The organism is Hassallia byssoidea VB512170 (assembly GCF_000817785.2).
Lineage (GTDB): Bacteria > Cyanobacteriota > Cyanobacteriia > Cyanobacteriales > Nostocaceae > Hassallia > Hassallia carrinoi.
Window position 1 is genome coordinate 1 of record NZ_JTCM02000056.1, and the last position, 25072, is coordinate 25072.

Consider the following 25072-nt stretch of genomic DNA (forward strand, 5'->3'; position numbering starts at 1 on the left):
GAACATCCTTTGTGACTCGCTATCGTGTTGAGGATCTTTAAAACAAGCCTGTCCATTTTTGTCTACATGAGTGTGAAACCCAAACCTATGCCCAATGCCCTATGCCCCATTTTCCATTACCCATTACCCACTCCCTAATAAATTCCCCCCTAAGTCAGATGTTTTTTGGCTTAGTATTCAGCTTTATTTTCCTACATTTTTGCTTTTGTCAAGAGTATGCGGTATTTACGTAACCGTAAATCCCGCAATCAGATTTCTGAGTAAATAATCTTTCTCTCGAAATGCCGAAACCCGGACACAGCAAAATATTTGCTTGATTAAGTTAAACTATATAACTTCAAAGTTTTTTCGAGAAATCCGGGCTTTTCAGCAAAACTTTACAGTTTCTTTAAGAAAGTTTTTACTCTCTACATATTAACTTTATATTACCTCTTTTAAATATACATAGAAAAAGGTATATTTATTTTTGACCAATAGAAAATGTATATATCCACAGTAAATAACCAAGCAACTAAGCAATTAAAAATTAGTTTTGGTGAAATAGCTTTTTTTCAGTCCTTGTCGAAATTGTAATCTGGGAAAGCTGTATTTTGTAATCAAGGGTGCGTCATGTTTTTTTCGATTTATCTAATTAAAACAACTGATATATGTTAGTCACTAAAAACAGTTTTGTCTTGTAGGTTCAGTTGTTTGAACGATGGTGATGAGACAGGTTAACTTACTAAATGTGACCATCAACAACATCACAATGGTCGAATTGCTAGAAAATCTGCGAATCGGTGGTGTTGTGTTTACCCCGAACGTAGATCATGTGATGAAATTGCAGAAAAATCAAGACTTTTATCTTGTTTACCAAGAGGCAGATTATAGAGTTTGCGATAGTAAAGTTTTGATGTATATATCGACTTTTTTGAGAACACCAATACAGGAGAAAATTTCGGGTTCAGATTTGTTTCCAGCGTTTTACAATTATTACCAGCATGATGACAAAATCAAAATATTTTTGCTGGGCGCTGAGGCAGATGTAGTTAAGATAGCTCAACAAAAGATTAATTCAAAGGTTGGTAGAGATATTATAGTTGCGGCGCACTCGCCGTCCTTTGGATTTGAGAAAAATGAAGAAGAGTGTCAAGAGATTGTTAATCTGATTAACTTTTCAGATGCTACAGTTTTAGCAATTGGTGTAGGTGCACCCAAACAAGAAATGTGGATTGCTAAATATAGAAAGCAATTGAAGAATGTGAAAGTATTTTTGGCTATTGGTGCAACTATCGGTTTTGAGGCAGGTAATATCAAGCGATCGCCAAAGTGGATGAGTGAAGTTGGTCTAGAGTGGCTTTATCGGCTGTTAAGCGAACCTCAGCGACTCTGGAAGAGGTATCTGTTGGATGCTATTCCATTTTTGTGGCTAATTGTGAAGCAAAGATTTCAGCTTTATGAAAATCCTTGGTCAGCAGTTAAGAGACATAAGGGTAGTAACCTCGCATCTTTGATCAAGAGTAAAAAAATGTAAAAACTTTTAGTTTCAATAAAAGTTGATCCAAGTTTTTACTCAAAGTATTCACATTCCAATTTCATTAATACTCCAACCACGCATTCATCTACAGTAAGAAATTTGTATGGAGACAAAAAACTATCCTGAAGAGATAGATGTTCAAAAATATTTGCTAGTTCTCAAACGTCGCTGGCTGATAGCTTCAGGAGTGTTTGCAGTTTTTGCCACCCTTGGTGGAATTAATTTCGTTATGCAACCACCCGTTTACGAAGGAAGTGGAAAACTTCTTTTCCAATCCAACCAAACTTCATCACTGACGGGAGTAGGCGAAAAAATAGGGCATCTTGAATCCATCAAACGTGAGGCTAATCCTTTAGACACGCAAGCGATAGTAATGCAGTCTGAGCCGGTCATCCTAGACGTGATCAAAACCCTCAATTTAAAGGATAAAAAGGGCAATCCTTTGAGTCCAGATGCAATTTCTATCAAGACGGAAGCAGTTGTCGGTACTGATGTCCTCAAAGTTTCTTACACATCTGATAATCCGGAATCGGCTAAAGCAATAGTCGATCAGGTGATGAAATCTTACATTGCCAATAACATTCTTAGTAACCGAACTCAAGCTATCTCCGCCGGTGGATTCATTGAAAAAGAATTGCCACGAGCTAAAGCACAATTAGAGAAAGCAGCAGAAGCTTTGCGAGAATTTAAGCTAAAAAATCAAATTCTCGAACTTGCAGAAGAAACAAGAGCATCAGTGAAAAATATCAGTGATGTCGAGAATGAATTAGCCAAAGCTCGTTCGGAATTAGCGGATGCAAGTGCTCAGGAAATACAAATACGCCGTCAAATGAATTTACCTGTAGATCAAGCGGTGGATATCACTTCATTAAGTCAAATACCTGCTGTGCAGGGACTTTTAGCTGAACTGCAAAAGGTAGAAACTCAGCTAGCAGCTTTGAAAGCTCGTTACACGGAAACACATCCAGCCGTCGTCGATCTCGAAAGCCAAGAAGCAAATATAAATTCTTTATTGCAACAGCAAATATCTCAATCTTTAGGATATAAAGCTGCGATTGCTCCAGGGAAATTGCAAATGGGCGAAATCAAGCAAAACTTAACATCAGATTTTGTCAGATTACAGTCACAACGCTTAGGTTTAGAAAAAAAAGTAGAAGCTTTATCTGCGATTATAGCTTCTTATAAGAGAAGAGCCGATGTGATGCCAAATTTAGAAAAACAACAAGGAGATTTAGAACGAGGACTATCAATCGCCCAAAAAAGTTACGAAAATCTTTTGACAAGACAACAGGAAATTCAAGTAGCAGAAAATCAAACTGTTGGCAATGCTAAAGTAGTCGAATATGCGAAAGTTGCTCCTAGCCCAGCAGTTAAAAGGAAGAGATTCGTAATCACATTAGGTAGCGGATTTGTTGGTTTACTTTTGGGCGTAGCATCTGCTTTTTTCGTTGACTTAATTGATAGAAGATTGAAGACAACTAAAGAAGCTGAAGCGCTTTTTGGCTATACATTGTTAGGGCTAATTCCCAAATTTGAAAATAATAATACATCTACTCCTCTAGATAGTAGCTTAGAAAAAGTTTCACAGCGAATTATTGTGGCGACTTCTCCGCGTACTGTAATTCACGAAGCATACCAAATGCTGCAAGCAAATCTGAAATTTATTAGTTTAGATAGAAAAATCTCTACAATTGTGGTGACGAGTTCTGTCTCTGGAGAGGGAAAAACAGAAGTTGCTGCTAATTTAGCTGCGGTAATGTCTTTAGCTGGACGACGAGTTTTGTTAGTTGATGCAGATATGCGTCAGCCCTCCCAACATCATTTGTGGGGTTTAATAAACTCAGTCGGTTTAAGTAACTTCATGGTAGGAGAAAACAAATTCACCAATTCAGTACGAAAAATAGCAAATAATTTATCTGTACTTACTGCCGGAGTTATGCCTCCAAATCCGTTAGCTTTAATTGACTCAGAGCGGATGACATCTTTTATTGACATATTATCTAAAACTTACGATTGTGTTATTTTTGACACTCCACCCCTTATAGGAAGTGCTGATGCAGCAGTGTTAGGCAACATGGTAGACGGAGTTTTAATTGTCGTTAGACCGGGGGTTGTTGATTCAAATACTGCTACTGCTGCTAAATCTTTACTGGCACGTTCTGAAGCTAATATCTTAGGAATTGTTGCCAATGCTGTTAATGTCAAGCACGAGCCTGATAACTATTTTTACTACAATAACTCCCGTACAGAAAACGGTGTGGAAAAAGTAGATACTGCGTCGATACCTTAATTAATGAGAAGTTGAAAAAACTCGCGAGTTTATTCATAAAAAACTGAACTAGGAACAAGAGCGATGAGTGCATCACCCTTTGGGAGAGTAACTGCAAGCGAGGCGGAACTTTTTACTTTAAGTCTTTGGCAGCTTGTGAAAGAAGACTGGATTGCTCATGGACGAGATTGGACTAAACCAGGATTTCGCGCAGTAGCAGTTCACCGTTTTGGTGTTTGGACAATGAAAATTAAATCCAAATTTGTGCGGGCACCGTTCAGCATTTTATATAAAATGTTATTTCGGAAAGTTCGCAATACCTATGGAATTGAGCTACCGTTTACTGTCCAACTTGGTCGTCGCGTAATTATTGAACACCAAGGAGGAATTGTAATTCATGGATACGCTTCAATTGGCGATGAAAGTATTATTCGCCAAGGTGTTACTTTAGGTAATCGTTATTTAAATCGTCCGCTTGATGCACCAAAGTTAGGTAAACGTGTCAATGTTGGTGCTGGTGCAAAAATTTTTGGTGACATCACTGTTGGAGATGATGTAAATATTGGTGCGAATGCTGTAGTTTTAAGTAATGTTCCGGCAAGAGCAACAGCAGTTGGTATTCCGGCAAAAATCATTAATTCTGACAATCATCACAAATTTGATATCGGTGAACTCAGTCAGCTATAAACAGCTTGACTAAGTAACCAATTTAGGATGCAACAAATGTCAATTAACCAGTTTGCGGTTTTATTCGTTGATGCTGTTTTGTTAATTAGTGCATTAGGGTTGGTTATTCTCAGCTTAGTTTTGCTGGGGGAATGTATCGCGGCTTTGTTTCCACTTGCTTGTGTTGCGAATGGAAGTCAAAATCCTAAAGTTGCGGTGTTAGTTCCAGCACACAATGAAGAATTGGTCATTGGTTCCACACTACTAGACATCAAATCACAATTAAAAAACGAACATCGCTTAATAGTAATTGCTGACAATTGCAGCGATCGCACGGCGGAAATTGCATCTGCTGCGGGTGCTACAGTCATCGAGCGTCACGATTTGATGCTGCGCGGTAAGGGATACGCTCTCGATTATGGCATTAAATTTCTTTCTTGCGATCCACCCGATGTCGTTGTGTTTGTTGATGCTGACTGTAGAGTTCATCAAGGTGCGATCGCTTCTTTAACTCAGAGTGCGATCGCCACAAAAAGACCCGTGCAAGCTACCTATTTGATGGCAAAACCTACTAATTCTAGCCCGAAAGAATCAATCTCAGTATTTGCTTTCAAAGTGAAAAATTTAGTTCGTGCGCGTGGATTAACTCAATTGAAACTACCTTGTTTATTAACCGGTACAGGAATGGCTTTCCCTTGGTCTGTCATTCGTTCGGTTGATTTAGCTACTGGTTACATCGTTGAAGATATGAAACTGAGCTTGGATTTGACCATAGCTGGACACCCACCAATTTTTTGTCCACAAGCAAATATTACCGGGAATTTTCCCCAGCAAAAGCGTGCTGTTACCAGTCAAAGAACTCGTTGGGAACATGGTCATTTACAAACTTTACTAACTTATGTACCCTTGTTATTTAAAGCAGCAATACATCAACAAAGATTAGATTTGTTGATGAGCGCTTTAGATATGTCCCTGCCACCTTTATCTTTACTTGTGGTTATTTGGTTGGCGCTGATGACGAGTTCACTGCTGTTTGGAGTCTTGGCGGCTTTGTGGATGCCAGCGATTTTGTTAGCTACAGCAGGTTTGTTTCTGCTAACAGCAATTTTTACAGCTTGGGTGAAGTTTGGTAGTCAAGATTTGCCTTTGGGGGAATTATTAACTATTCCTTTTTACATTTTTTGGAAGATTCCGCTTTATCTGAAGTTTTTGGTTCAACCTCAAAGCAGTTGGGTGCGTACTGAGCGGGAAATTAATAAACCTGTTGGATAAAGGGTTTTCTCACGCAAAGACGCTAAGACGAGGCAGCGCGTTGCCGGGGTTCCCCCGGTTGTAGCGACTGCCGTCGCAAAGAAGAAGAGCAATTTTGCATAATTTAATTAAGGAGAGATGACATGGTAGTACTCGAAGAAGACCCGAAGTTGCAATCAGTTGTTGAGAAGTTAATTTGGCAGCGTCAACCTTTTAAGGTGCTGGAAATTGGCTGTGGTTCTTGTTCTCATATTGAAATTCCAGCAAATTCTTACATAGTTGGGCTTGATATCTCACAAAAGCAACTTGATAGAAACGAGGTTTTAAATGAAAAGATTTTGGCGGATGTAGAAAGTTATGATTTGCCAGAATCGGAGTTTGATTTGATTGTTTGTTGGTGGGTTTTAGAACATCTTTCCAATCCGGAAAAAGTCCTTGATAATTGCCGAAAAGCATTGAAGAAAGATGGTATTATGATTGTGGCGATTCCTAATGTCATGTCTTTGAAAGGATTGGTGACAAAGTTTACACCCCATGCTTTTCATGTTTGGTTTTATAAATATATTTTTGGTGAAAAGCTAGCGGGAATTGATGACCGTTTACCTTTTAAAACATATTTGCGGTTTTCGATTTCACCAGAAGCTATCAGGCAATTTGCAGCGGAAAATGATTTGTCAATAGAACGCTTGCATGTTTATGAAAATCCCAGACAGAAAAAACTGCGATCGCGTCATTGGCTGATTGATAAAGGATGGAAAATGATGTCACCAGTTGTCAAAGCATTGACTTTTGGCAAGGTTGATGCTGAACTTACAGATTTTATTGTGGTTATGCAAAAGAAAATGTAAGTTTCAAAAAAAAGATTGATTAACTACTGGATCACCTGTTCACCTATTGTTTTACAAGGAACCTCAAGATGCGAGTTGTGATTGTTGCTGAACACGCTTCCAGTCAATTTGGTGGTGAGGCGTTTCTGCCGCTAAACTACTTCAGGTTACTACGCGATCGCAACATCGAAGCGTGGTTAGTAGTTCACGGTCGCACTCAAGCTGAACTACAATCGCTTTTGCCAAAAGAATGCGATCGCATGTACTTTGTCAGCGATACCTGGATACATAAGTTTCTTTGGCGTTTCGGGCAGTTTTTGCCCTCACGGGTAGCAGTGATGACAACAGGGTTAATCAGTCATCTGTATACGCAAAACATCCAACGCTCGATAGTTCGGAAACTGGTGCGCCAACACAACATAGATGTAGTGCATGAACCGATACCAGTTTCCCCCAAATTTCCTTCGCTGATGTACGGTGTCGGCGCACCGGTTGTCATCGGTCCGATGAATGGTGATATAGAATACCCTCCCGCCTTTCGCGATCGCGAGAGCCGAAGCGCCAAATTAACGATTTCACTGGGGCGACAACTGGCAGATATCTGGAATCGTGTGATGCCCGGTAAACTTCAGGCACAGACTTTGCTAGTTGCCAATGAACGCACAAAACAAGCACTACCTTCGGGCGTAACTGGCACTGTTATCGAATTGGTAGAAAACGGCGTGGATTTGTTTGTGTGGCAACTCCTCGCAGCCGAAAAGATACCATCAGAGGCTGCGAAGTTTGTATTTATTGGTCGGCTAGTAGACTGGAAAGCCGTAGAATTACTGGTAGAAGCCTTTCAAGGTGTTGCCGCCGAAACAGATGCTTGTTTGGAAATTATCGGCGATGGGAATTTGCGGCAAGAATTAGAAGCTCAAGCTGTGAATTTAGGCTTGGGAGAGCGAGTTAAATTTTTTGGCTGGCTGTCTCAAAAAGAGTGCGCTATGAGACTAGAACATGCATCGGCACTAGTTTTGCCCAGTTTGTTGGAGTGTGGCGGGGCGGTGGTTTTAGAAGCAATGGCAATGGGATTACCAGTAATTGCAACTAAATGGGGTGGTCCAGCGGATTATTTGGATACAACGTGTGGGATTTTAATTGAACCGACTTCTAGGGAAGCATTAATTAATGGATTCACAGATGCCATGCTGAAACTTGCACATTATCCAGAGTTGCGATCGCAAATGGGTCGTGCTGGACAACAGCGCGTCCGTCAGCATTTTGACTGGGAACGCAAAATCGACCGCATTCTAGAGATTTATCAACATTGCAGTGTGTCAAATTTCAAAACTAACAGTAAATTCAAGTCGCTAATTACAAATACCTCAATCTAGCGAAATCAGATTTTAGTAAAGATGAACTGGCAGTCATGATTGAAAAACTTAGAGTAGAGCCAAACAATAAAATTTTTAGTAATAAAACTTCTGCAATCGAAAAGAAAATTTTATTAGTAATGCCTGTCCCGCTTGTGAAAGTAAAAGGACGCCTAGGATTTGATGAGCAAACCTGCGACGGTTTGATTCGTTGGGCAGAAAATTTTGATCGCGTTGTTATGGCTTGTCCTTTGATGCCAGAACACATAACCGAAAAAACTCAGACTTCAACGACATGGAAAGCGATCGCCGATTTGCCTTGTGCAGATCGACTAGAATTAGTTCCCCTGCCTTATGCTTACAAATTGCCAGACTTTATTCAAACTTTCAAGAGCATATCTCAACTACTGACTGCAAAGATCCAAGAGTGTGAATATCTTTGTTTTGCCATTTGCGGAATTATTGGAGATTGGGGAGCGATCGCTTGTCTGGAAGCCATCAAACTCAAACGACCTTATTCTATCTGGGCAGATCGCGTTGAATACGAAGTCATGCTAAGAACATTCAACAAAAATAACAAAACATCACTCAAGCGTCGCTTCCAAGATTTGTTCACTCTTTTGTTCCTCAAACCCTACCAGCAATACTTAGTTAGTCGTTCCCACCTAGGACTTTTTCAAGGACAGGACTGCTATTCGGCATATTCACCTTTCTGCAAAAATCCTCATTGTGTTTACGACATTCATACGAAAAAATCCGATCTCATTGATGCTTCCAGTCTTGAGCGAAAGATAAATTCACTATTACAAGGTGAACCTTTGTTGATTTGCTACGCAGGACGAGCTGCCGAAATGAAAGGACCCCTCGACTGGTTAAGAGTGGTACATCGTCTGGTACAAGTTGGCGTTAACATCCAAGCCACTTGGCTTGGTGACGGACCATTGCTTTTGGAAATGAAATCTCTTGCCGATAAATTGGGTATTGCCGAGCAAGTCCATTTCGCTGGATTTGTTGATGACCAAAACAAACTTTTAGAGACGATGAAAAAACATCATATCTTTCTGTTTTGCCACAAAACCCCAGAATCACCTCGATGTTTAGTTGAGTCTTTAGTTTGTGGTTGTCCGATAGTCGGTTACAGCAGTCTCTACCCGGAAGGACTTGTATCAGAATACGGTGGTGGTGCATTTGTGCCGATGAATGATTGGCAAAAGCTAGCTTATTTGATGGTTCAACTCAATTTAGACCGAGCAAAATTGAGTGACTTAATTTCTCAGGCTGCATTATCTGGTCAGCAGTTCGACGAACAAGTTGTTTTTACACACCGAAGTGACTTAATTAAACAATATCTAACATTAATTTAAACTTGGGCTAATCAAGTCCCAGAAATTAGAAGTTGATTATTATGAAAAGAAAATATTTAGAACTAGCTGAACAAATATTTGTAATTATAAGTTTAACTTTTTTTACCAGAGGCTTTGATGTTGGTAGAAACGGAGATGCTCCCGGCTTACTTCCGGTAGTTTTTGTGACAGCGATTAGATATTCTGTTTGGGCAATTTCCGCCTTTTTAATTTGCGTCCGCTGGAAGAAAGCCTTAGTCGCAATCACTCGTGACGTATTTATCTTGATGTTGGTATTAATAATATTAACATCCTATGTTTGGTCTGAGTATCCAGACTTCACCCTCAAAAATATGCAGGAAATATGGCAAATGGTAACATTTGGCTTATATTTTGCTACCAGTTATAGCGTGAAACAGCAATTAAAACTTGTGGCTACAACTTTAGCTTTAGGAGTTATTTTTAGTATATTTGTTGTCTTTCGATACCCAACTATAGGCAAGCATATTTACGACCACCCAGGAGTATGGAAAGGAATTTATGATTATAAAAATACTTTTGGCAGTATGATGGTTTTAAGTTCTTTAGCATTTTATTTACTCAAGTGCGAAAATCAAAAACAACGCCTATATAAATGGGGTTTATTTTTGCTATCTATATCGATGATACCGCTATCAAATTCCAAAACTTCTTTAATTATTTCTTTAATTATTATATTTATTTTATACTTTTATCGTAACTATCGTTGGCGAGGAAAAATTAGCTTAGTTTATTTAGATATTGGAATTTTAATTCTTGGATCTATTTCCACAATAGTTTTAACTTTCTGGGTATCTATTTTAAGTGGCTTGGGAAAAGATGTCACTTTGACAGGACGTTTACCCATGTGGCATTTTATATTCACTCAATTAGAAGAGCGACCTTGGCTGGGATTTGGACGCGGTGCATTTTGGGCAAAGGGTAGTAAGTTTGCGATCGCTGCCGGTCAAGCAGTATCAGAAGGCTATCTTCCACCTCATGCTCATAACGGCTACATTGATTTAATTCTTGATAGCGGTCTTATCGGTTTATCACTTTTTATAATTAGCTTTATTCTTGTTTATAATCGCGCTCTAAAATTTGCTTATGGGTCGAAAAATCCCGAAGACTATTGGCCCCTAGCTGTACTATTATTTTTGACATTAAATAATATGATGGAAAGTTATTTTACCCGATTAGCTAACATTTATTTAGTCATGTATATAACTACCGCTCTGTCAGCAATGCCAAGAAAGCCACATAAAAAATTGAACTCCGGATAAAACTAATAAATTATCTGCAATCTAACAAATTATTCGTAATAACTCTGTTTTACTCTTATCTTCTCCTTACGGAGACGCTGCGCGAATGCGCTCTTTGCGTCTTCTCCCAAAGGGAGAGGCTAGCGCCAATGCGGTTCGTTCTCAAAAAAAATCTCAAAACTCATCTGCGCCAAAAAAATTATTAATATCAAGAGAGGTTTTTCAAATGCATATAGCTTATGCCAAAGCATCAATTTGGGTTAAAGACAATTCCTTCGGTAAAAGTTGGCGAACAGAACGGATGAAACAATTTATGGATCTGGTCAAGCCTCCAAAAAAAGCTAGAATTATTGACTTGGGTGGATTCCCAAATATGTGGAAGTGGTTCGATCATGACTTTGATATAACCTTAGTTAACCTACCAGGTTCCTATACAACTACCGGGAAAATTGGCGATTTTACCTTTGTAGAAGGTGATGCCACTAATTTATCAAATACCTTCGCAGATAAATCCTTTGATATTGTGTTTAGCAACTCTGTAATTGAACACGTAGGCAACGAAGAAAAGCAAGCTGCTTTTGCTGCTGAAGTGCGTCGATTAGGTCAAGGTTACTGGGTGCAAACTCCAAGCGATCGCTGGCCCCTCGAACCCCACAGCGGTGTATTATTCTACTGGAATTTACCGCAATCTGTGCGCGAAAGTCTGCACCGCTCTTGGGAGAAAAAGTTACCAGTTTGGACAGAAATGGTAAAAGGTACAACAGTAATTTCTCGAAAGCAGATGACTGAACTATTTCCAGATTCCAGCCTTTACATTGAGCGAAAGCTCTTATTAGAAAAATCCTACGCTGTTTATCGACCTTTTCCATCTGCATGATCGAATCTAATTCTACATGTATCAAATTCGCTACGGAGATAAACATGCATCAAATTGGAGTAGTTGTTATTGGACGCAATGAAGGAAATCGTCTCAAAAATTGCTTGCTTTCAGTAGTAGGTGAAGGTAGAACAATTGTTTATGTTGACTCAGGCTCCACAGATAATAGTGTCGAGCTAGCGAAATCCTTTGGTGTCCATGTAGTCAAGCTTGATTTATCAGTTCCCTTTACTGCCGCTCGTGCGAGAAATGCCGGATTTGCTGCTCTATTAGAACTTGAACCAAGCATTGAATTTGTTCAATTTGTCGATGGGGACTGTCGCGTAGTTGAAAACTGGTTGAAACGTGCCGTAGATGAATTAATTGCTTATCCTGACGTTGTAGTAGTGTGTGGTCGGCGGCGCGAAGAATTTCCGAATCACTCGATTTATAATCGCTTTTGCAACATGGAATGGGATACTCCCGTTGGTGAGGCGAAAGCTTGTGGAGGCGACGCTATGATGCGCGTGGAGGCATTCAAAAAGGTTGGGGGGTTCAATTCAACTTTAATTGCTGGTGAAGAGCCAGAACTGTGCGTGCGGTTGCGTCAAGCAGGTGGGAAAATTATCCGTATCGATGCTGAGATGACATTGCACGATGCTCAAATTACTCGCTTGAGTCAGTGGTGGAAGCGATCGCTTCGTGGTGGTCACGCTTATGCTGAAGGTGCGTGGTTACACGGTTCCACCCCAGAAAAACATTGGGTAAAAGAAAGTCGCAGTATTTGGTTATGGGGTTTGCTTTTACCTTTGTTAGCGATCGCTACCGCTTGGTTTACTTGGGGATTCAGCATTTTACTATTAGTAATCGCTTATACGTTGTTAATTTACCGCATGTATCGCTATTGGCGACAACGTGGATATAAATCTAGAGATGCAATTTCCTATTCTGTGTTTTGTGCGTTGGACAAATTCCCACAATTACAAGGTCAAATTAAATTTCACGTTTCTCGGTTGTTAAATAAACAGCGCACTATAGTTGAGTATAAAAGCGCAAATTCAAATAATTTACCTGACGCAGTTTCCGCAAAAGATAAGAAATACATTGCAATTGTGGGTAGTGGTTTTGTTGCAGATTATTATTTGCAAACATTACCACTTCATCCGCAATTAGAACTAGTAGGAGTAATGGATCGAATTAGCGATCGCTCATCTAAATTTGCTGCCTTTTATAACGTTCCTCATATTTATGATTCCCTAGAGGAAATTCTCAAAGATCCAAAAGTCGATATCGTCTTAAATCTGACAAATCCTAGCAGCCATTATGCAGTTTCCAAAGCTTGTTTAGAAGCTGGTAAACACGTTTATTCTGAGAAACCTTTAGCAATGGAGATGTCCCAAGCACACGAACTGGTTAACTTAGCTAAACAGCGCGGTTTATATCTTTCTTCCGCACCATGCAGCTTGTTGAGCGAAACAGCACAAACCGTGTGGAAAGCTTTGCGAGAAAATCAAATCGGCAGAGTTCGACTTGTCTATGCAGAAATGGACGATGGACTTGTCCACAAAATGCCATACAGCAAATGGTTAAATGAATCAGGCACACCTTGGCCTTATAAAGACGAATTTGAAGTTGGATGCACTTTAGAACATGCAGGTTACTATGTCACCTGGCTGACTGCATTCTTTGGACCAGCGGAAATCGTCAGTGCATTTTCCTCATGCATTATACCAGATAAAGAAACCGATGTCAAATTAGATATTAACGCTCCCGACTTTTCCGTAGCTTGCATCAAGTTCGCCTCAGGCGTAGTTGCAAGGCTGACATGCAGTATTATTGCACCTCATGACCACTCATTAAAAATTATCGGTGATGAAGGCGTGCTGGGCATTGATGACGCTTGGTTTTATGGAGCGCAAGTTTATATCAGACGCAGTATAAACATCGGTTACAAGCGCTGGGAAGGCATTTGGAAGCAATCATTACCCCTAGCAAAAAAAGCCCCGCGATTGGGATATAGAGGAGCTCACAAAATGGATTTTTGCCGAGGTGTAGCAGAAATGGCATCAGCGATCGCACAACAACGTTCTCCCCGACTTTCAGCAGAATTTTCTCTGCACAACAACGAACTTGTGCTTGCCATACATAACGCTTTAGAAACAAATTGTACTTATAAAATGACAACCTCCTTTGAGCCAATTGAACCAATGCCTTGGGCAAAAAGTTAAAAGTTAAAAGTTAAGAGTTAAAAGTTTATTGACCATTACCCATTCCCCATTCCCCATTCCCCATTCCCCATTCCCCATTCCCCATTCCCCATTCCCCATTCCCCATTCCCCATTCCCCATTCCCCATTCCCCATTACTTATGAACACAACTATACAACCAACAAATCACCAGAACAATAGCAAATTATTTGCTGAATACTTTCTGAAAGCATGTAAGAAGATAGGAATTTGGCAAGCAATTACCTACAAATTAAAATCTTTGTTTTACCCCTTTCTTTCTCGACTGGGAATTAACATGAAAGGTAAGAAACTTCATTTATCTGTAAAAACGCTTCAATATCCAGTTTATTGTCGCTATGGAACGAGTGATAGTTGGGTATTTAATCAGATTTTTATTGACGAAGAGTATTCTGGAGTGGGAAACATTGAGAATGTCAACTGGATTGTTGACTGTGGAGCCAATGTAGGTTATTCGGCTGTCTATTTTTTGAACAAATACCCCCAAGCTCGTGTCATTGCCATTGAACCCGATCCTGATAACTTTGAGCTTTGCTCTATAAATCTTGCTCCTTACGGCAAACGTGCCTATCTGCTCAAATCAGCCCTTTGGTCTAGTAAAGTTGGATTGGTTATTGATAGACCATTACAAGATAATGGAGAATGGGGGATTGAAGTAAGACCTTGCAAAGAAGGAGAAACTCCGAACTTGAATGCTTTAGACATCCAGAGTGTATTTGAACAGTTTAAGATTGATAAAGTTGATATTCTCAAAGTTGATATTGAAAAAGCAGAATTGTCAGTTTTTTCGTGTAATTACCAGGAATGGTTAAACAAAGTTAACTACATTGCTATTGAACTTCATGGAAAGGAATGCGAAGAGGTTTTCTTCAAAGCTATATCTTCCCAAAAATACGATTCTTGGAGTGCTGGAGAGTTAACTTATTGCAAAATACACCCACCTGTTCAAACTTTAGTTTATTAGTTTAATGGTCAGATATAAGACAAAAGTGAACGTGTAATATCGGTATAGCAAACAACCCGTTAAAAAGTGAACAGTTATCAGTATCAAAGAAAAGCTGATAACTGTTCACTATCAACTAACTAAACTGCTCAATAATCCCGCCACCTAGGACTTTTTCTTTTTCGTACCAAACAGCAGCTTGTCCGGGGGTGATGCTGAACTGGGGTTCGTCAAACACCAAGCGGACTCTATAATCTTCTAGGGGTATGATTGTTGCGGGTACAGGCTTTGAGCGATAGCGAATTTGTACTTCAGCGCGAATCGGGGTTGATGGTTCGGCGATGGAAACCCAGTTTACCCGTTGGACGGTGCATTCTGACTCGGTGGCTAGAGTGCGATCGCCTACTATCACCTTATTATTCACTGCATCCAACCCGATCACATACAACGGTTCCGCAGCGGCAATACCTAAACCTTTACGCTGTCCTATCGTGTAATGATGGACACCATCGTGTTGTCCCAGCACTTTGCCGTCACCATCGACGATATCACCTTTTTTCGGTGCTAAATATTTATCTAGAAACGCCCGCATTGAGCCGTTACTTTCTACCAAGCACAAATCTTGACTTTCTGGCTTGTCAGCGGTTTTCAAGTTATATTCAGCGGCGATGCGACGAGTGTCTGCCTTCTGGAAGTCTCCTAAGGGAAACACTGAAGCCGCAAGTAAATCTTGCGACAAATCGTAGAGAAAATAAGATTGGTCTTTATTGCGGTCTACAGCGCGTAAAAGCTCGTAACGTTTGCTAGCTGAGTTGTAGCTAATTTTGGCATAATGACCCGTAGCGATGCGATCGCATCCCAATTGTTCGCGGGCATATTGTACCATTGGAGCAAACTTTACAGTTTTATTGCACTGGGAACAAGGCAAAGGTGTAATGCCGGCACTGTAACCAGATACGAGATAATCAACAATGTTGGTTTGAAAGACTTCGCGAATATCAACAACTTGATGGGGAATACCCAATTGTTCACAGATATAAGCCGCGTCGATCATACCCTCAGAACAGCACTGACCTTTGCCTTTCATCAGCCAAAGAGTCAAACCTACAACTTCATAGCCTTGATTGTGCAGGATAGCAGCAGCAGCGGAACTATCAACGCCACCAGAAAGACCAACGACGACTTTTTTCATATCCGTAAATCGAGCTTAGGCAACTTATTCTAAGCTAACACTATGTAATTACTACAACGGTTAACTGATTAGTTCCAGTAAAAAATTATCTAGAAATATTGACAGAACTTATGTTAAGTGCAATACCGAGTCAATTATATGAAGGCAGAAGGCAAAAGTCAAAAGTAGAGACACAGGTTATCGCGTCTGTACAAAAGTTAGGAGTCAGAAGGAAAGAATTTACTTCCTTAGTTTCTCTACTTTCGCTACTTCCCCTACTTTCGGTACTCTTCTACTCTAACCCAGCACAAGCGCAAATCACTCTTCGTGGCGTTTTGCTTGCTCAACCTTTACCACCACCACCAAACTTGCAACCGATTCCGATTAATCAGCAGCCATTACCGCAACTTGAACCTGGGCAACAATATGACTACAATTCTCAAACCACCAACCAAACAACCCCACCATTACAATATGATTATGAAAATCAGTATCAAAACCAAAATCAATACCAAAATCAATACCAAAACAACCAGAACTTTGGTAGATACGTGGTTTATGTCGATAATAGTAATTCTGGACTACTGCAACAAGTACGCCGAGTTGAACCGACAGCTTTATTTACACGATATCAAGGACGTTCTGTAATCCAAGCTGGAACCTTTAGTAAACCAGATAACGCCCAACGGCGGCTCAGAGAACTGGCAGACAATGGGATAAATAAAGTACGGATTGTCAGTTTATCTAACGGACAGGAAATACCTGGAGGCTATTCAGGAGGCTATTCAGGAGGCTATTCAGGAGGTTATTCTGGAGGCTATTCTGGGAATAATAGAAGTAACTATTACTATGTAGCGATTCCGGCGCGATCGCAAGATTTACCAATAATTGAAGAAAAAATTAGACGCAACATCGGACAAAGTGCCGCAATATTGCCAAGAAACCAACCACGAGGTCCACATGTAGCTGTAGGACCTTTTATTCAACGCGCACAAGCAGAACAATGGAACAGTTATCTGCGAAATTTAGGCTTCGGTAATGCCAGAGTTTATTACGGAAAGTGAAAAAGTGCTGAGTAATGAAGTAATGAAGTGCTGAGGTAGCGTTAAAGTTGAGAGTTAGGAGTTAGGGACTTTCCAAATTAGGTTTTGAGCGTTTAAGACAAACAGGAGGTGAAGGTGAAGGCTATTTTAGTAACTGGTGCATCCTCTGGCATCGGATACAGCATCGCCAAGGAATTTGCAAATCATGGTTATCATGTCTTCGGCAGCATACGCCGGAAACACGATGCAGATCGGTTGATAACAGATATTGGAGCGAACGTTACTCCCTTGCTGTTTGACGTGACAGATTTGGAAGCCATTCAACAGGCAGTGCAACAGGTAGAGGGAATCGTAAAGCATTACGGGTTAGTTGGACTCATCAACAACGCCGGAATTGGAACAGCTGGTCCTTTAATGCATCAACCTTTGGATGAGATCCGTCACCAGTTTGAGGTTAACGTAATCGGACAGATTGCTGTTATTCAAGCATTTCTCCCTCTTTTAGGAGCCAGCAAGCAATCTAGACCTAACCCAGGGCGAATTATTAATATCAGTTCTGTTGCTGGCAAGTCGGCACCCGCGTTTCTAGGAGCTTATGTTGGTAGCAAACATGCTATTGAAGGGATTTCCCACAGTCTACGCCGCGAATTGCAACTCTATGGAATTGATGTTGTTATCATCGGTCCTGGAGCTGTGAATACTCCCATTTGGGACAAGGAGTTGGCTCAGGATGCTAGTCGCTATGCTGAGACGGATTATGCAGAACCAATTCGTCGATTCCAGACATTTTTTGTTGAGTCGGGCAAGCAGGGATACTCCCCCGCTGTCGTTGGGGAATTTGTCCGTAAAGTCTTTGAGCGACAAAAGCCAAAGGCTAGATATGCCCTGGTTCCTAATGCCATTCAAAATTGGTATATTCCGCGTATTTTGCCCACTCGCTGGTTAGATAGAATTATCGGCAAAAAACTACACCTTTTCGACAGAACACACTCAACTCCCAACTCTAACTCCTGACTGATGCTAGAAAGGCAAGAACAAATTTCCCAAACAATAGTTACAGCCCAGCAAATGCGCGATATTGAAGCGCGGATCTTTGCTGCTGGAATGCCTGTAGCAGCTTTAATGGAAAAAGTCGCAGGATTAATTTTCCGTCGTGTCCAAGCGCTTTATCCTAATTTGCAGACGCAAAGTGTAGGAATTCTCACAGGTCCCGGTCATAATGGTGGAGATGCGCTAGTTGTCGCTCGTGAGTTGCACTTTTGCGGCTATGATGTCAAGATATATTCTTCTTTCTCCAAGCTGAAAGAATTAACTTCGCAACATTTGCAGTACGCTCAGAGTTTGGGTATCCCGTGTTATGAATCGATAGAGCAACTGTCAGATTGCGATCTGTTGATTGATGGGTTGTTTGGATTTGGTTTAGAAAGAACGTTGACTTCGGCGATCGCCCAAGCTATAAATCAAATCAATTCTTGGTCTAAACCAGTTGTCAGCATTGATTTACCTTCGGGGTTGCACACAGATACAGGTGAGGTGTTAGGGACTGCGATTCGCGCTACACACACGTTTTGCTTGGGTTTGTGGAAGCTGGGTTTATTGCAAGACCATGCTTTAGAATATGTTGGCAAAGCTGAATTAATCGACTTTGATATCCCTTTGGCTGATGTGCAAGCTGTTGTGGGAACAAACAGAATTCACCGCATCACTCAAACCACTGCACTTTCAACTTTACCGCTACCGCGTCCCGCCGTCACCCACAAATATAAGGAAGGTCATTTACTGCTGATTTGTGGTTCGCGACGCTATTCGGGAGGTGCAATTTTAACTGGTTTGGGTGCCAGGGTAAGTGGTGTAGGAATGCTTTCTATCGCTGTACCCGAATCTTTAAAACCGCTTTTGGTAGCACAATTACCAGAAGCACTAATTATCGGTTGTCCGGAAACTCAAACAGGTGCGATCGCTTCTTTGCAATTACCCGAAAACACAGACTTGAGTTCATTTAATGCGATCGCCATCGGTCCGGGTTTGACACGCGATGCCACACCGATTGTACAACAAGTATTGTCAAGCGATCGCCCTCTAATTCTCGATGCTGATGGCTTAAATATCCTCGCACAAATGGGAACTATTCCCACTTTACAAAAACGACAAGCAGTAACAATTCTTACCCCTCATGCTGGTGAATTCAAGCGATTGTTTCCCGATCTTCCCGATCCGATGAAAGATAGAGTACGTGCAGTGCGCGAAGCTGCGGCGCAAAGTGGTGCGATAGTATTGTTAAAGGGAGCGAGAACGGCGATCGCTAACTCCCAAAATTCAGTCTGGATTAATCCTGAAAGCACTCCAGCTTTAGCCCGTGGTGGTAGCGGTGATGTCTTAACGGGATTACTCAGCGGACTATTGGCGCAAGCTAAATCTAAGGATATTTCTGTAGAGAAAATTGTCGCAACTGCTGCTTGGTGGCATTCGCAAGCGGCTATTTTAGCGGGTGGTGAACGCACAGAATTGGGCGTTGATGCTTTTACACTGACAAATTATTTTATACCTGTTTTGGCATCAGCCTGGAAAGAATTGAATTGATGCCAGCTTATATCATGTTCGACAAATCACACATATTGTAGAGACGTTCCGAACCGAACGTCTCTACTTAATACAGAATAATTTACATTCTTTTGTGCGATCGCTTTGCACTCCTCTACAGTATTGCTACTCACACGCAACATTATCTCCTTGATGATTGAGGTTTTGATGTTGGCTTTAAAAATATCCATGCGACAAAGAAAGTTGCCGCTGTAAATAGTTGCGTTAGATCCAAAGCAGATAAATACCCATCAGAAAATGAAGCAATACTGCGATCGGTTATACCAAATACCCACGATGAAATACCAAACAGCCAAATCCCATTCTTCAGACTTCCCACAAATTGCTTAGAGTCTGGTGATTGTTCGTTATTCATAATTTCCTGCTTTATTGATGAATCCGATGTCTGAGTAGAAATTTCCATATGTAACTTGTCTGTATTTACTTTATATTAATAAATATTTTCTTAACTTGACTAAACTACCAAAAGGTACATCTGAAGATGCTTTTTGATTCGAGTCCTGAAATTCTATACAGGGGAGTCAGGCATTTTTGTTACAATAACGACTAAAATATATAAAAAAATTAACATTTCGTAAAAATAACTCTTTGGATAGATATTTTGGTAATGGGGAATCGGTAATGGGTAATCGGTAACGATCAATTACCAATTACCTATTACCTATTACCCATTCCCAATCTTCTTTTATGCCCTTAGATACTGATTTTTTCGAGGCAGAATTTAGTTAAATCAATAATGGCGGTACTATATAAATTATTTAATGACTGCAATCCAGATAAACAATCTACCTAATGTAGAGCAGCCAAAAGCGGTTACGCCTGAGTTAGGGTTGGTGTGTATCACCTTTTCCAAACAAGTGCGTTTTCGGACGATGACGCGCACGCGATATTTGCAACTGACTCCAGAACAACGTGAAAGCGCTTTGAAAGAACTTTATCGAGATAACTTGCAGCGTCTGGATACTGGCTTGTCTTTTTGTCAAGAGAATCAGATTCGGCTTTATCGCATGTCGTGTGGTTTGTTTCCTCTAAGTGACATGGAAGACGAAATCGGCGCACAGATATTAGAGGATATGAGCGCAGAGTTAGCGAAAATCGGACAAAAAGCGGCAGAATTGAAGATTAGAATGGTGCTGCATCCAGACCAATATGTAGTTCTCAGTTCTGATTCGCCGGATGTGGTAAAATCAAGTATCAAAATTCTGGAAGGACACGCGCACACGCTTGACTTGTTAGGGTTGCCACAATCCACATGGTCTTTGATGAATATTCATGGTGGCAAATCTCAACGCGCAGATCAACTCGTGCGAGTAGTTTCGGAACTACCGGAAAACATCAAAAACCGCTTGACTTTTGAAAATGACGAATACGCTTACAGTTCTCTTGAAATTTTAGAAGTGTGTCAGCGAACTGGTGTGCCAATGGTATTTGATGCTCATCACCACATTTGCCATGAAAATTTAGATAGCTATGAAGACCCAAGTGTAGCATCAATGTTTTATGCAGCGCGAGAAACTTGGGCTAATCCAGAGTGGCAATTAGTGCATATTTCCAACGGTGAAAACGCTTTTAAGGATAGAAAACACAGCGAATTGATTACCGATATGCCAAGTGTGTATCGCGAAGCACCTTGGATAGAAATTGAAGCGAAACGTAAAGAAGAAGCGATCGCCCATTTGCGCTCTTGGTGGGTTATGGGAAAATAATCTTTTCTTCCCCTTTCCCCTTTCGCCTTTCCCCTTTCCCGTTTTATGGCAATAGCAATCGATTTTGGTACTAGCAACACAGTTATTGCTCGTTGGAATCCTGTAACCAACAGCGCAGAAACCCTTACTATACCAGGTTTGTCAGTTCAACAAAGTTTGAACCCACCACTAATTCCCAGCTTGGTTTATGTTGAAGATGCTTCTATTGGACAAGTATTAGTCGGGCAACAAGTGCGCGATCGCGGTTTCGATTTAAGTAGCGAACCGCGATATTTCCGCAGCTTTAAACGCGGTATTGGTGCAGAAATTCAAGGCTTCTTACCCGAACTTGATGGACAAAATATCACATTTGAGCAAGTAGGGCAATGGTTTCTTTCTGAAGTGATTTCTCAATTAGCACCAATGCAAGGTGGGTTAGATTCTTTAATATTAACCGTGCCGGTAGATAGCTTTGAAGCTTATCGTCATTGGTTAGGAAAAGTTTGTCAAGCCCTTCCCGTCGAATCTGTGCGGATGCTAGATGAACCCACAGCCGCAGCTTTGGGTTATGGGATGGTAAACGAAGAAATTCTTTTAGTAATTGACTTTGGCGGCGGAACTTTAGATTTATCTTTGGTACAGTTAGATAAAAGCGTACAAAGAACTCAAAAACCAGTCGGTTTTCTGTTGAAATGGGGTAATAAATCTTTAGCCGAAGATTCAAAACAAAAGGTAAAAACTGCCCGCGTCCTGGCGAAAGCAGGGCAAAATTTAGGCGGTACTGATATCGATAATTGGTTGGTAGATTACTTTGCCCAAACTCAAGGATTGGCGGTAAGTCCTTTGACAACGCGATTAGCAGAAAGGATAAAAATTCAACTTTCAACGCAAACTCAAGGAAGCGAAGTTTATTTTAATGATGAGACATTTGAAAGTTACGAATTGGAACTAAATCGCGATACTTTAGAAAAGATTCTCAAAGAACACTCGTTTTTTGAGTTATTAGATGAATCGATGACGACACTGTTACAGCAAGCGCGACGCCAGGGAATAGAAATTGCCGATATAAATGCAGTTTTATTAGTTGGTGGAACAGTCCAATTACCAGCGGTGCAAACTTGGGTAAAGCAGTATTTTAGCGAAGAAAAAATTCGTTGCGAACGTCCTTTTGAAGCGATCGCCCAAGGTGCTTTACAATTAGCCCAAGGTGTAGAAATCAAAGATTTTCTTTACCATAGTTACGGTATCCGCTATTGGGATCGACGCAACAAGCGTCATAGCTGGCATCCTATCATCAAAGAGGGGCAGCCTTACCCGATGAATCAGGCAGTAGAATTAGTTTTAGGCGCTTCTGTAGAAAATCAGCCCAGCATAGAATTAATTATGGGGGAATTAGGAGCAGAAACAGGCGGCACTGAAGTATTTTTTGATGGCGATCGCTTAATTACCCGCCGTCAGGATAACATACAAACAACCGTCCAACCCCTCAACGATAAAGACGGCGCCAGAACAATAGCCCAACTCACACCCCCAGGATATCCTGGAAGCGATCGCATCAAAATTCTTTTTCAAGTCGATCAACAACGCTTCTTGCGAATCACAGTTGAAGACTTATTCACACATGAAACCCTCTTAGAAAATCAATTAGTAGCACAGTTGAGTTAGAGGGAATGGGGAATGGGTAATGGGGAATGGGTAATAGGTGAGATGAAAAAAGCAGATTTCCCCCTTGTCCACGCCAGGCGCCTCAACGGAGGGAACCTCCGCACGGCGCTGGCTCCCCTTGTCCCCCTTGTCCCCTCTCCCCCCCTCTCCCCCTCTCCCCCTCCCTCTCTACCTCTGTATAACCACAGAAGTTCCCACCGGTGCCCAATTGAATAACCATTTAGCATGATTTACTGCCACATTCACACATCCGTGACTAACTGGAGTGCCAAATTTTCGATGCCAGTTTGCACCGTGAATTCCGTAATTTCCGTCGTAAAACATTGCATAAGGAACATTAGGAATATCGTAATCATCACCACGCATCCTAGTTTTTTTGTGTTTGGATTGAATCTTAAAAGTACCTGTGAGAGTGGGGGTAGATTTTTTGCCTGTGGAAACAGCAACAGCATACATAGGTGTTGCCCCTTCCCAAGCTGTTAAACGTTGCTTTGAGAGGTCAATTTGAATCCAGCGCTGATTAGATTGTTGTAGCGTTTGGATTTGTTGTGTAATTATTTGGCTTTTTGGTTTTGCCCAAACTTCACCTGACCCAATAGTAACAAAACTCAAAGTCAATGCAGCACCAGTAGTCAATACTTTTAAGGTACGCAAACAGTTAGAATAAATCAGACTTTTCATAGCAAATATACTCAATTTAAGTTTTTCAACTCATGTTTTGCACCATGCAAGAGCGAATATAATTCGCTGAATGCAAAATATAATTTCAAGGAATTTTTCAGCTTTTAACTTAAATTCCTCAAGATTGCGGCAATCGGCATGAGTTTTATATAATTTCATCGTAAGGCAACTTTTTTAATTAGTCACTACTCTCAAGTAATAGCAGCGCTGTTTAGTAATTTCTATCTATAGGAATCCGGTTTGATTGCCTGAGAATATCGAGGTTTATAGCAGTTGACAATTGCATCTGGCGTGGTAACGAACATGACCGCGCTGCCTCACCACGGCACTGGCTCCCCAACCCCTCTCCTTAAAAAGGAGAGGGGAGATAAAGCACAGCTTTATCGGGGTGAGGTATACTTTAACCTCACTCAATCCTTGAAGCGCTATATATCCCCGACTTCACACAATAAGTTGGGGATATTAGTTTTCCGGATTGCTATATAGTGGCAAAGTAATAATAAACTCTGTTCCTTCTTTTAACTTAGAGTGGCAAGTTAAAGAACCGCCGTGTTTTTCAACTACAATAGAATAGGCGATCGCTAACCCTAAGCCTGTTCCATTTCCTACGGGTTTAGTGGTAAAAAATTGGTCAAAAATTTTTTGTTTTACATCCTCAGATATTCCTACTCCATTATCGGCAATCCGAATTAAGACACTCTTTTCGTCTGGTGTAAGTTCTGTAGTAATTCTAATTTGTCCTTTTTCTTTAACAAAGGATTGTATTGCATCGATGGCATTTGTTAAGATATTCATAAAAACTTGGTTAATTAGCCCTGCATAACATTCGACTAAAGGCAAATTACCGTATTGTTTAACTACTTCGATTTCTGGATAGTTTTGAGTTTGTTTGAGACGACTGCTGAGAATCATCAGAGTGCTATCAATGCCATCATGCAAGTTCACTGATTTGCGTTCAGCTTCATCTAAGCGAGAAAATATTCGTAGCGATCGCACAATTTCTTGAATTCGCTCAGTCCCCACTGTCATTGATGATAACAGCTTGCAAAGGTCTTGTTTGATAAAGTCTAGTTCAATTTGTTGGGAATAATCTTGAATTTCTGGGATAGAATCACAGGTATAAACTTCATATAAATGTAGCAAATTTAATAATTGTTCAATATATTGTGCAGCATAATGTAAATTCCCTTCAATAAAATTGACGGGGTTGTTAATTTCGTGAGCAACTCCCGCTACTAATTGCCCTAAAGAAGACATTTTTTCTTGCTGTACTAACTTAAGTTGAGTTTTACGCAATTCTAAATGGACATTAATTCGGGCTAATACTTCTTCATGCTGAAAAGGTTTAGTAATATAATCAACTGCTCCTACTTGCAACCCTTTCACCTTATCCACCACATCAGAAAGAGCTGTCATAAAAATTACTGGAATATCCTTAGTTTTTGGGTTAGCTTTTAGACGACGACAGGTTTCAAATCCATCAATTCCCGGCATCATCACATCTAACAAAATTAATTGTGGTAATTCTTCTTGTGATTTTTTCAGGGCACTTTCACCGTTTTTAGCTACAGACACACTAAAATTAGAATAATGTAAAAAATCAAGTAATACTTTAATGTTGGTGGGAATATCATCAACAATTAAAATAGTATCTTGTTGAGTATCTATCATAAA

General features: G+C 40.6%; 19 protein-coding genes and 2 pseudogenes. 17 read left to right on the forward strand and 4 right to left on the reverse strand.

Annotation, left to right across the window (positions count from 1 at the left end; all coding sequences use genetic code 11):
• The first annotated feature begins 703 nt into the window (after positions 1–703).
• From PI95_RS21290 to PI95_RS21340, 12 genes and pseudogenes are all read left to right on the forward strand, one after another.
• Positions 704–1513, forward strand: coding sequence for a WecB/TagA/CpsF family glycosyltransferase (locus tag PI95_RS21290; RefSeq protein WP_039740479.1), 810 nt, complete (start codon positions 704–706; stop codon positions 1511–1513).
• 106 nt (positions 1514–1619) lie between these two features.
• The gene (locus tag PI95_RS21295) at positions 1620–3806 is read left to right on the forward strand and encodes a GumC family protein (RefSeq protein ID WP_039739099.1); all 2187 of its coding nucleotides are present in this window, start codon (positions 1620–1622) and stop codon (positions 3804–3806) included.
• A 63-nt stretch (positions 3807–3869) separates the two neighbouring features.
• On the forward strand, positions 3870–4472 hold the full coding sequence (locus tag PI95_RS21300) for a serine O-acetyltransferase (protein ID WP_039739097.1): 603 nt from the start codon (positions 3870–3872) through the stop codon (positions 4470–4472).
• A gap of 36 nt (positions 4473–4508) precedes the next feature.
• Entirely contained in the window at positions 4509–5723 is a 1215-nt protein-coding gene (locus PI95_RS21305; RefSeq protein WP_039740478.1) for a glycosyltransferase family 2 protein, read from the forward strand.
• 122 nt (positions 5724–5845) lie between these two features.
• The gene (locus tag PI95_RS21310; RefSeq protein WP_039739095.1) at positions 5846–6550 is read left to right on the forward strand and encodes a class I SAM-dependent methyltransferase; all 705 of its coding nucleotides are present in this window, start codon (positions 5846–5848) and stop codon (positions 6548–6550) included.
• A 68-nt stretch (positions 6551–6618) separates the two neighbouring features.
• Entirely contained in the window at positions 6619–7905 is a 1287-nt protein-coding gene (locus tag PI95_RS21315) for a glycosyltransferase family 4 protein (RefSeq protein WP_052324770.1), read from the forward strand.
• A gap of 35 nt (positions 7906–7940) precedes the next feature.
• Positions 7941–9248: a glycosyltransferase gene (locus PI95_RS21320; RefSeq protein WP_039739093.1), complete on the forward strand. Its 1308-nt coding sequence runs from the start codon at positions 7941–7943 to the stop codon at positions 9246–9248.
• A 41-nt stretch (positions 9249–9289) separates the two neighbouring features.
• Positions 9290–10528 carry an O-antigen ligase family protein gene (locus PI95_RS21325; RefSeq protein WP_039739092.1) on the forward strand — a complete coding sequence of 413 codons (1239 nt, stop codon included), beginning with the start codon at positions 9290–9292 and terminating at the stop codon, positions 10526–10528.
• 205 nt (positions 10529–10733) lie between these two features.
• Positions 10734–11384, forward strand: coding sequence for a class I SAM-dependent methyltransferase (locus PI95_RS21330; protein ID WP_039739091.1), 651 nt, complete (start codon positions 10734–10736; stop codon positions 11382–11384).
• A gap of 44 nt (positions 11385–11428) precedes the next feature.
• Positions 11429–12418 (forward strand): annotated as a pseudogene (locus PI95_RS36110) (glycosyltransferase family 2 protein); the annotation flags it as partial.
• Positions 12419–12478: 60 nt separating this feature from the next.
• A pseudogene (locus tag PI95_RS35310) lies at positions 12479–13591 on the forward strand (Gfo/Idh/MocA family protein); the annotation flags it as partial.
• 295 nt (positions 13592–13886) lie between these two features.
• On the forward strand, positions 13887–14573 hold the full coding sequence (locus tag PI95_RS21340) for an FkbM family methyltransferase (protein WP_063842312.1): 687 nt from the start codon (positions 13887–13889) through the stop codon (positions 14571–14573).
• A gap of 115 nt (positions 14574–14688) precedes the next feature.
• On the opposite strand, the gene mnmA is transcribed toward PI95_RS21340, so the two are convergent.
• Positions 14689–15744, reverse strand: a complete 1056-nt coding sequence (mnmA, locus tag PI95_RS21345; protein WP_039739089.1) for a tRNA 2-thiouridine(34) synthase MnmA — start codon at positions 15742–15744, stop codon at positions 14689–14691.
• 110 nt (positions 15745–15854) lie between these two features.
• Between mnmA and PI95_RS21350 the strand changes: the two genes are divergently transcribed.
• The 3 genes from PI95_RS21350 to PI95_RS21360 all read left to right on the forward strand — a co-directional run bounded on the left by PI95_RS21350 (position 15855) and on the right by PI95_RS21360 (position 19346).
• Complete coding sequence (locus PI95_RS21350) at positions 15855–16787, forward strand: hypothetical protein (protein ID WP_052324769.1); 933 nt, start codon at positions 15855–15857, stop codon at positions 16785–16787.
• Between the two features lie 114 nt (positions 16788–16901).
• The gene (locus PI95_RS21355) at positions 16902–17780 is read left to right on the forward strand and encodes an SDR family NAD(P)-dependent oxidoreductase (protein ID WP_039740470.1); all 879 of its coding nucleotides are present in this window, start codon (positions 16902–16904) and stop codon (positions 17778–17780) included.
• Positions 17781–17783: 3 nt separating this feature from the next.
• The gene (locus PI95_RS21360; RefSeq protein ID WP_039739088.1) at positions 17784–19346 is read left to right on the forward strand and encodes a bifunctional ADP-dependent NAD(P)H-hydrate dehydratase/NAD(P)H-hydrate epimerase; all 1563 of its coding nucleotides are present in this window, start codon (positions 17784–17786) and stop codon (positions 19344–19346) included.
• A 142-nt stretch (positions 19347–19488) separates the two neighbouring features.
• On the opposite strand, the gene PI95_RS21365 is transcribed toward PI95_RS21360, so the two are convergent.
• A complete protein-coding gene (locus tag PI95_RS21365; RefSeq protein ID WP_039740462.1) occupies positions 19489–19722 on the reverse strand; it encodes a hypothetical protein in 234 nt (77 codons plus the stop codon).
• A gap of 406 nt (positions 19723–20128) precedes the next feature.
• Here PI95_RS21365 and uvsE point away from each other — a divergent pair, with 406 nt between their 5' ends.
• Both uvsE and PI95_RS21375 read left to right on the forward strand, forming a co-directional pair.
• Entirely contained in the window at positions 20129–21073 is a 945-nt protein-coding gene (gene uvsE / locus PI95_RS21370; protein WP_039739087.1) for a UV DNA damage repair endonuclease UvsE, read from the forward strand.
• A 45-nt stretch (positions 21074–21118) separates the two neighbouring features.
• Positions 21119–22717, forward strand: coding sequence for an Hsp70 family protein (locus PI95_RS21375; RefSeq protein ID WP_039739086.1), 1599 nt, complete (start codon positions 21119–21121; stop codon positions 22715–22717).
• Between the two features lie 168 nt (positions 22718–22885).
• Here PI95_RS21375 and PI95_RS21380 read toward each other — a convergent pair whose 3' ends face one another.
• Both PI95_RS21380 and PI95_RS21385 read right to left on the reverse strand, forming a co-directional pair.
• A complete protein-coding gene (locus PI95_RS21380) occupies positions 22886–23398 on the reverse strand; it encodes a L,D-transpeptidase (RefSeq protein ID WP_039739083.1) in 513 nt (170 codons plus the stop codon).
• A 462-nt stretch (positions 23399–23860) separates the two neighbouring features.
• Positions 23861–25069: a hybrid sensor histidine kinase/response regulator gene (locus PI95_RS21385; protein WP_039739082.1), complete on the reverse strand. Its 1209-nt coding sequence runs from the start codon at positions 25067–25069 to the stop codon at positions 23861–23863.
• Positions 25070–25072: the final 3 nt, after the last annotated feature.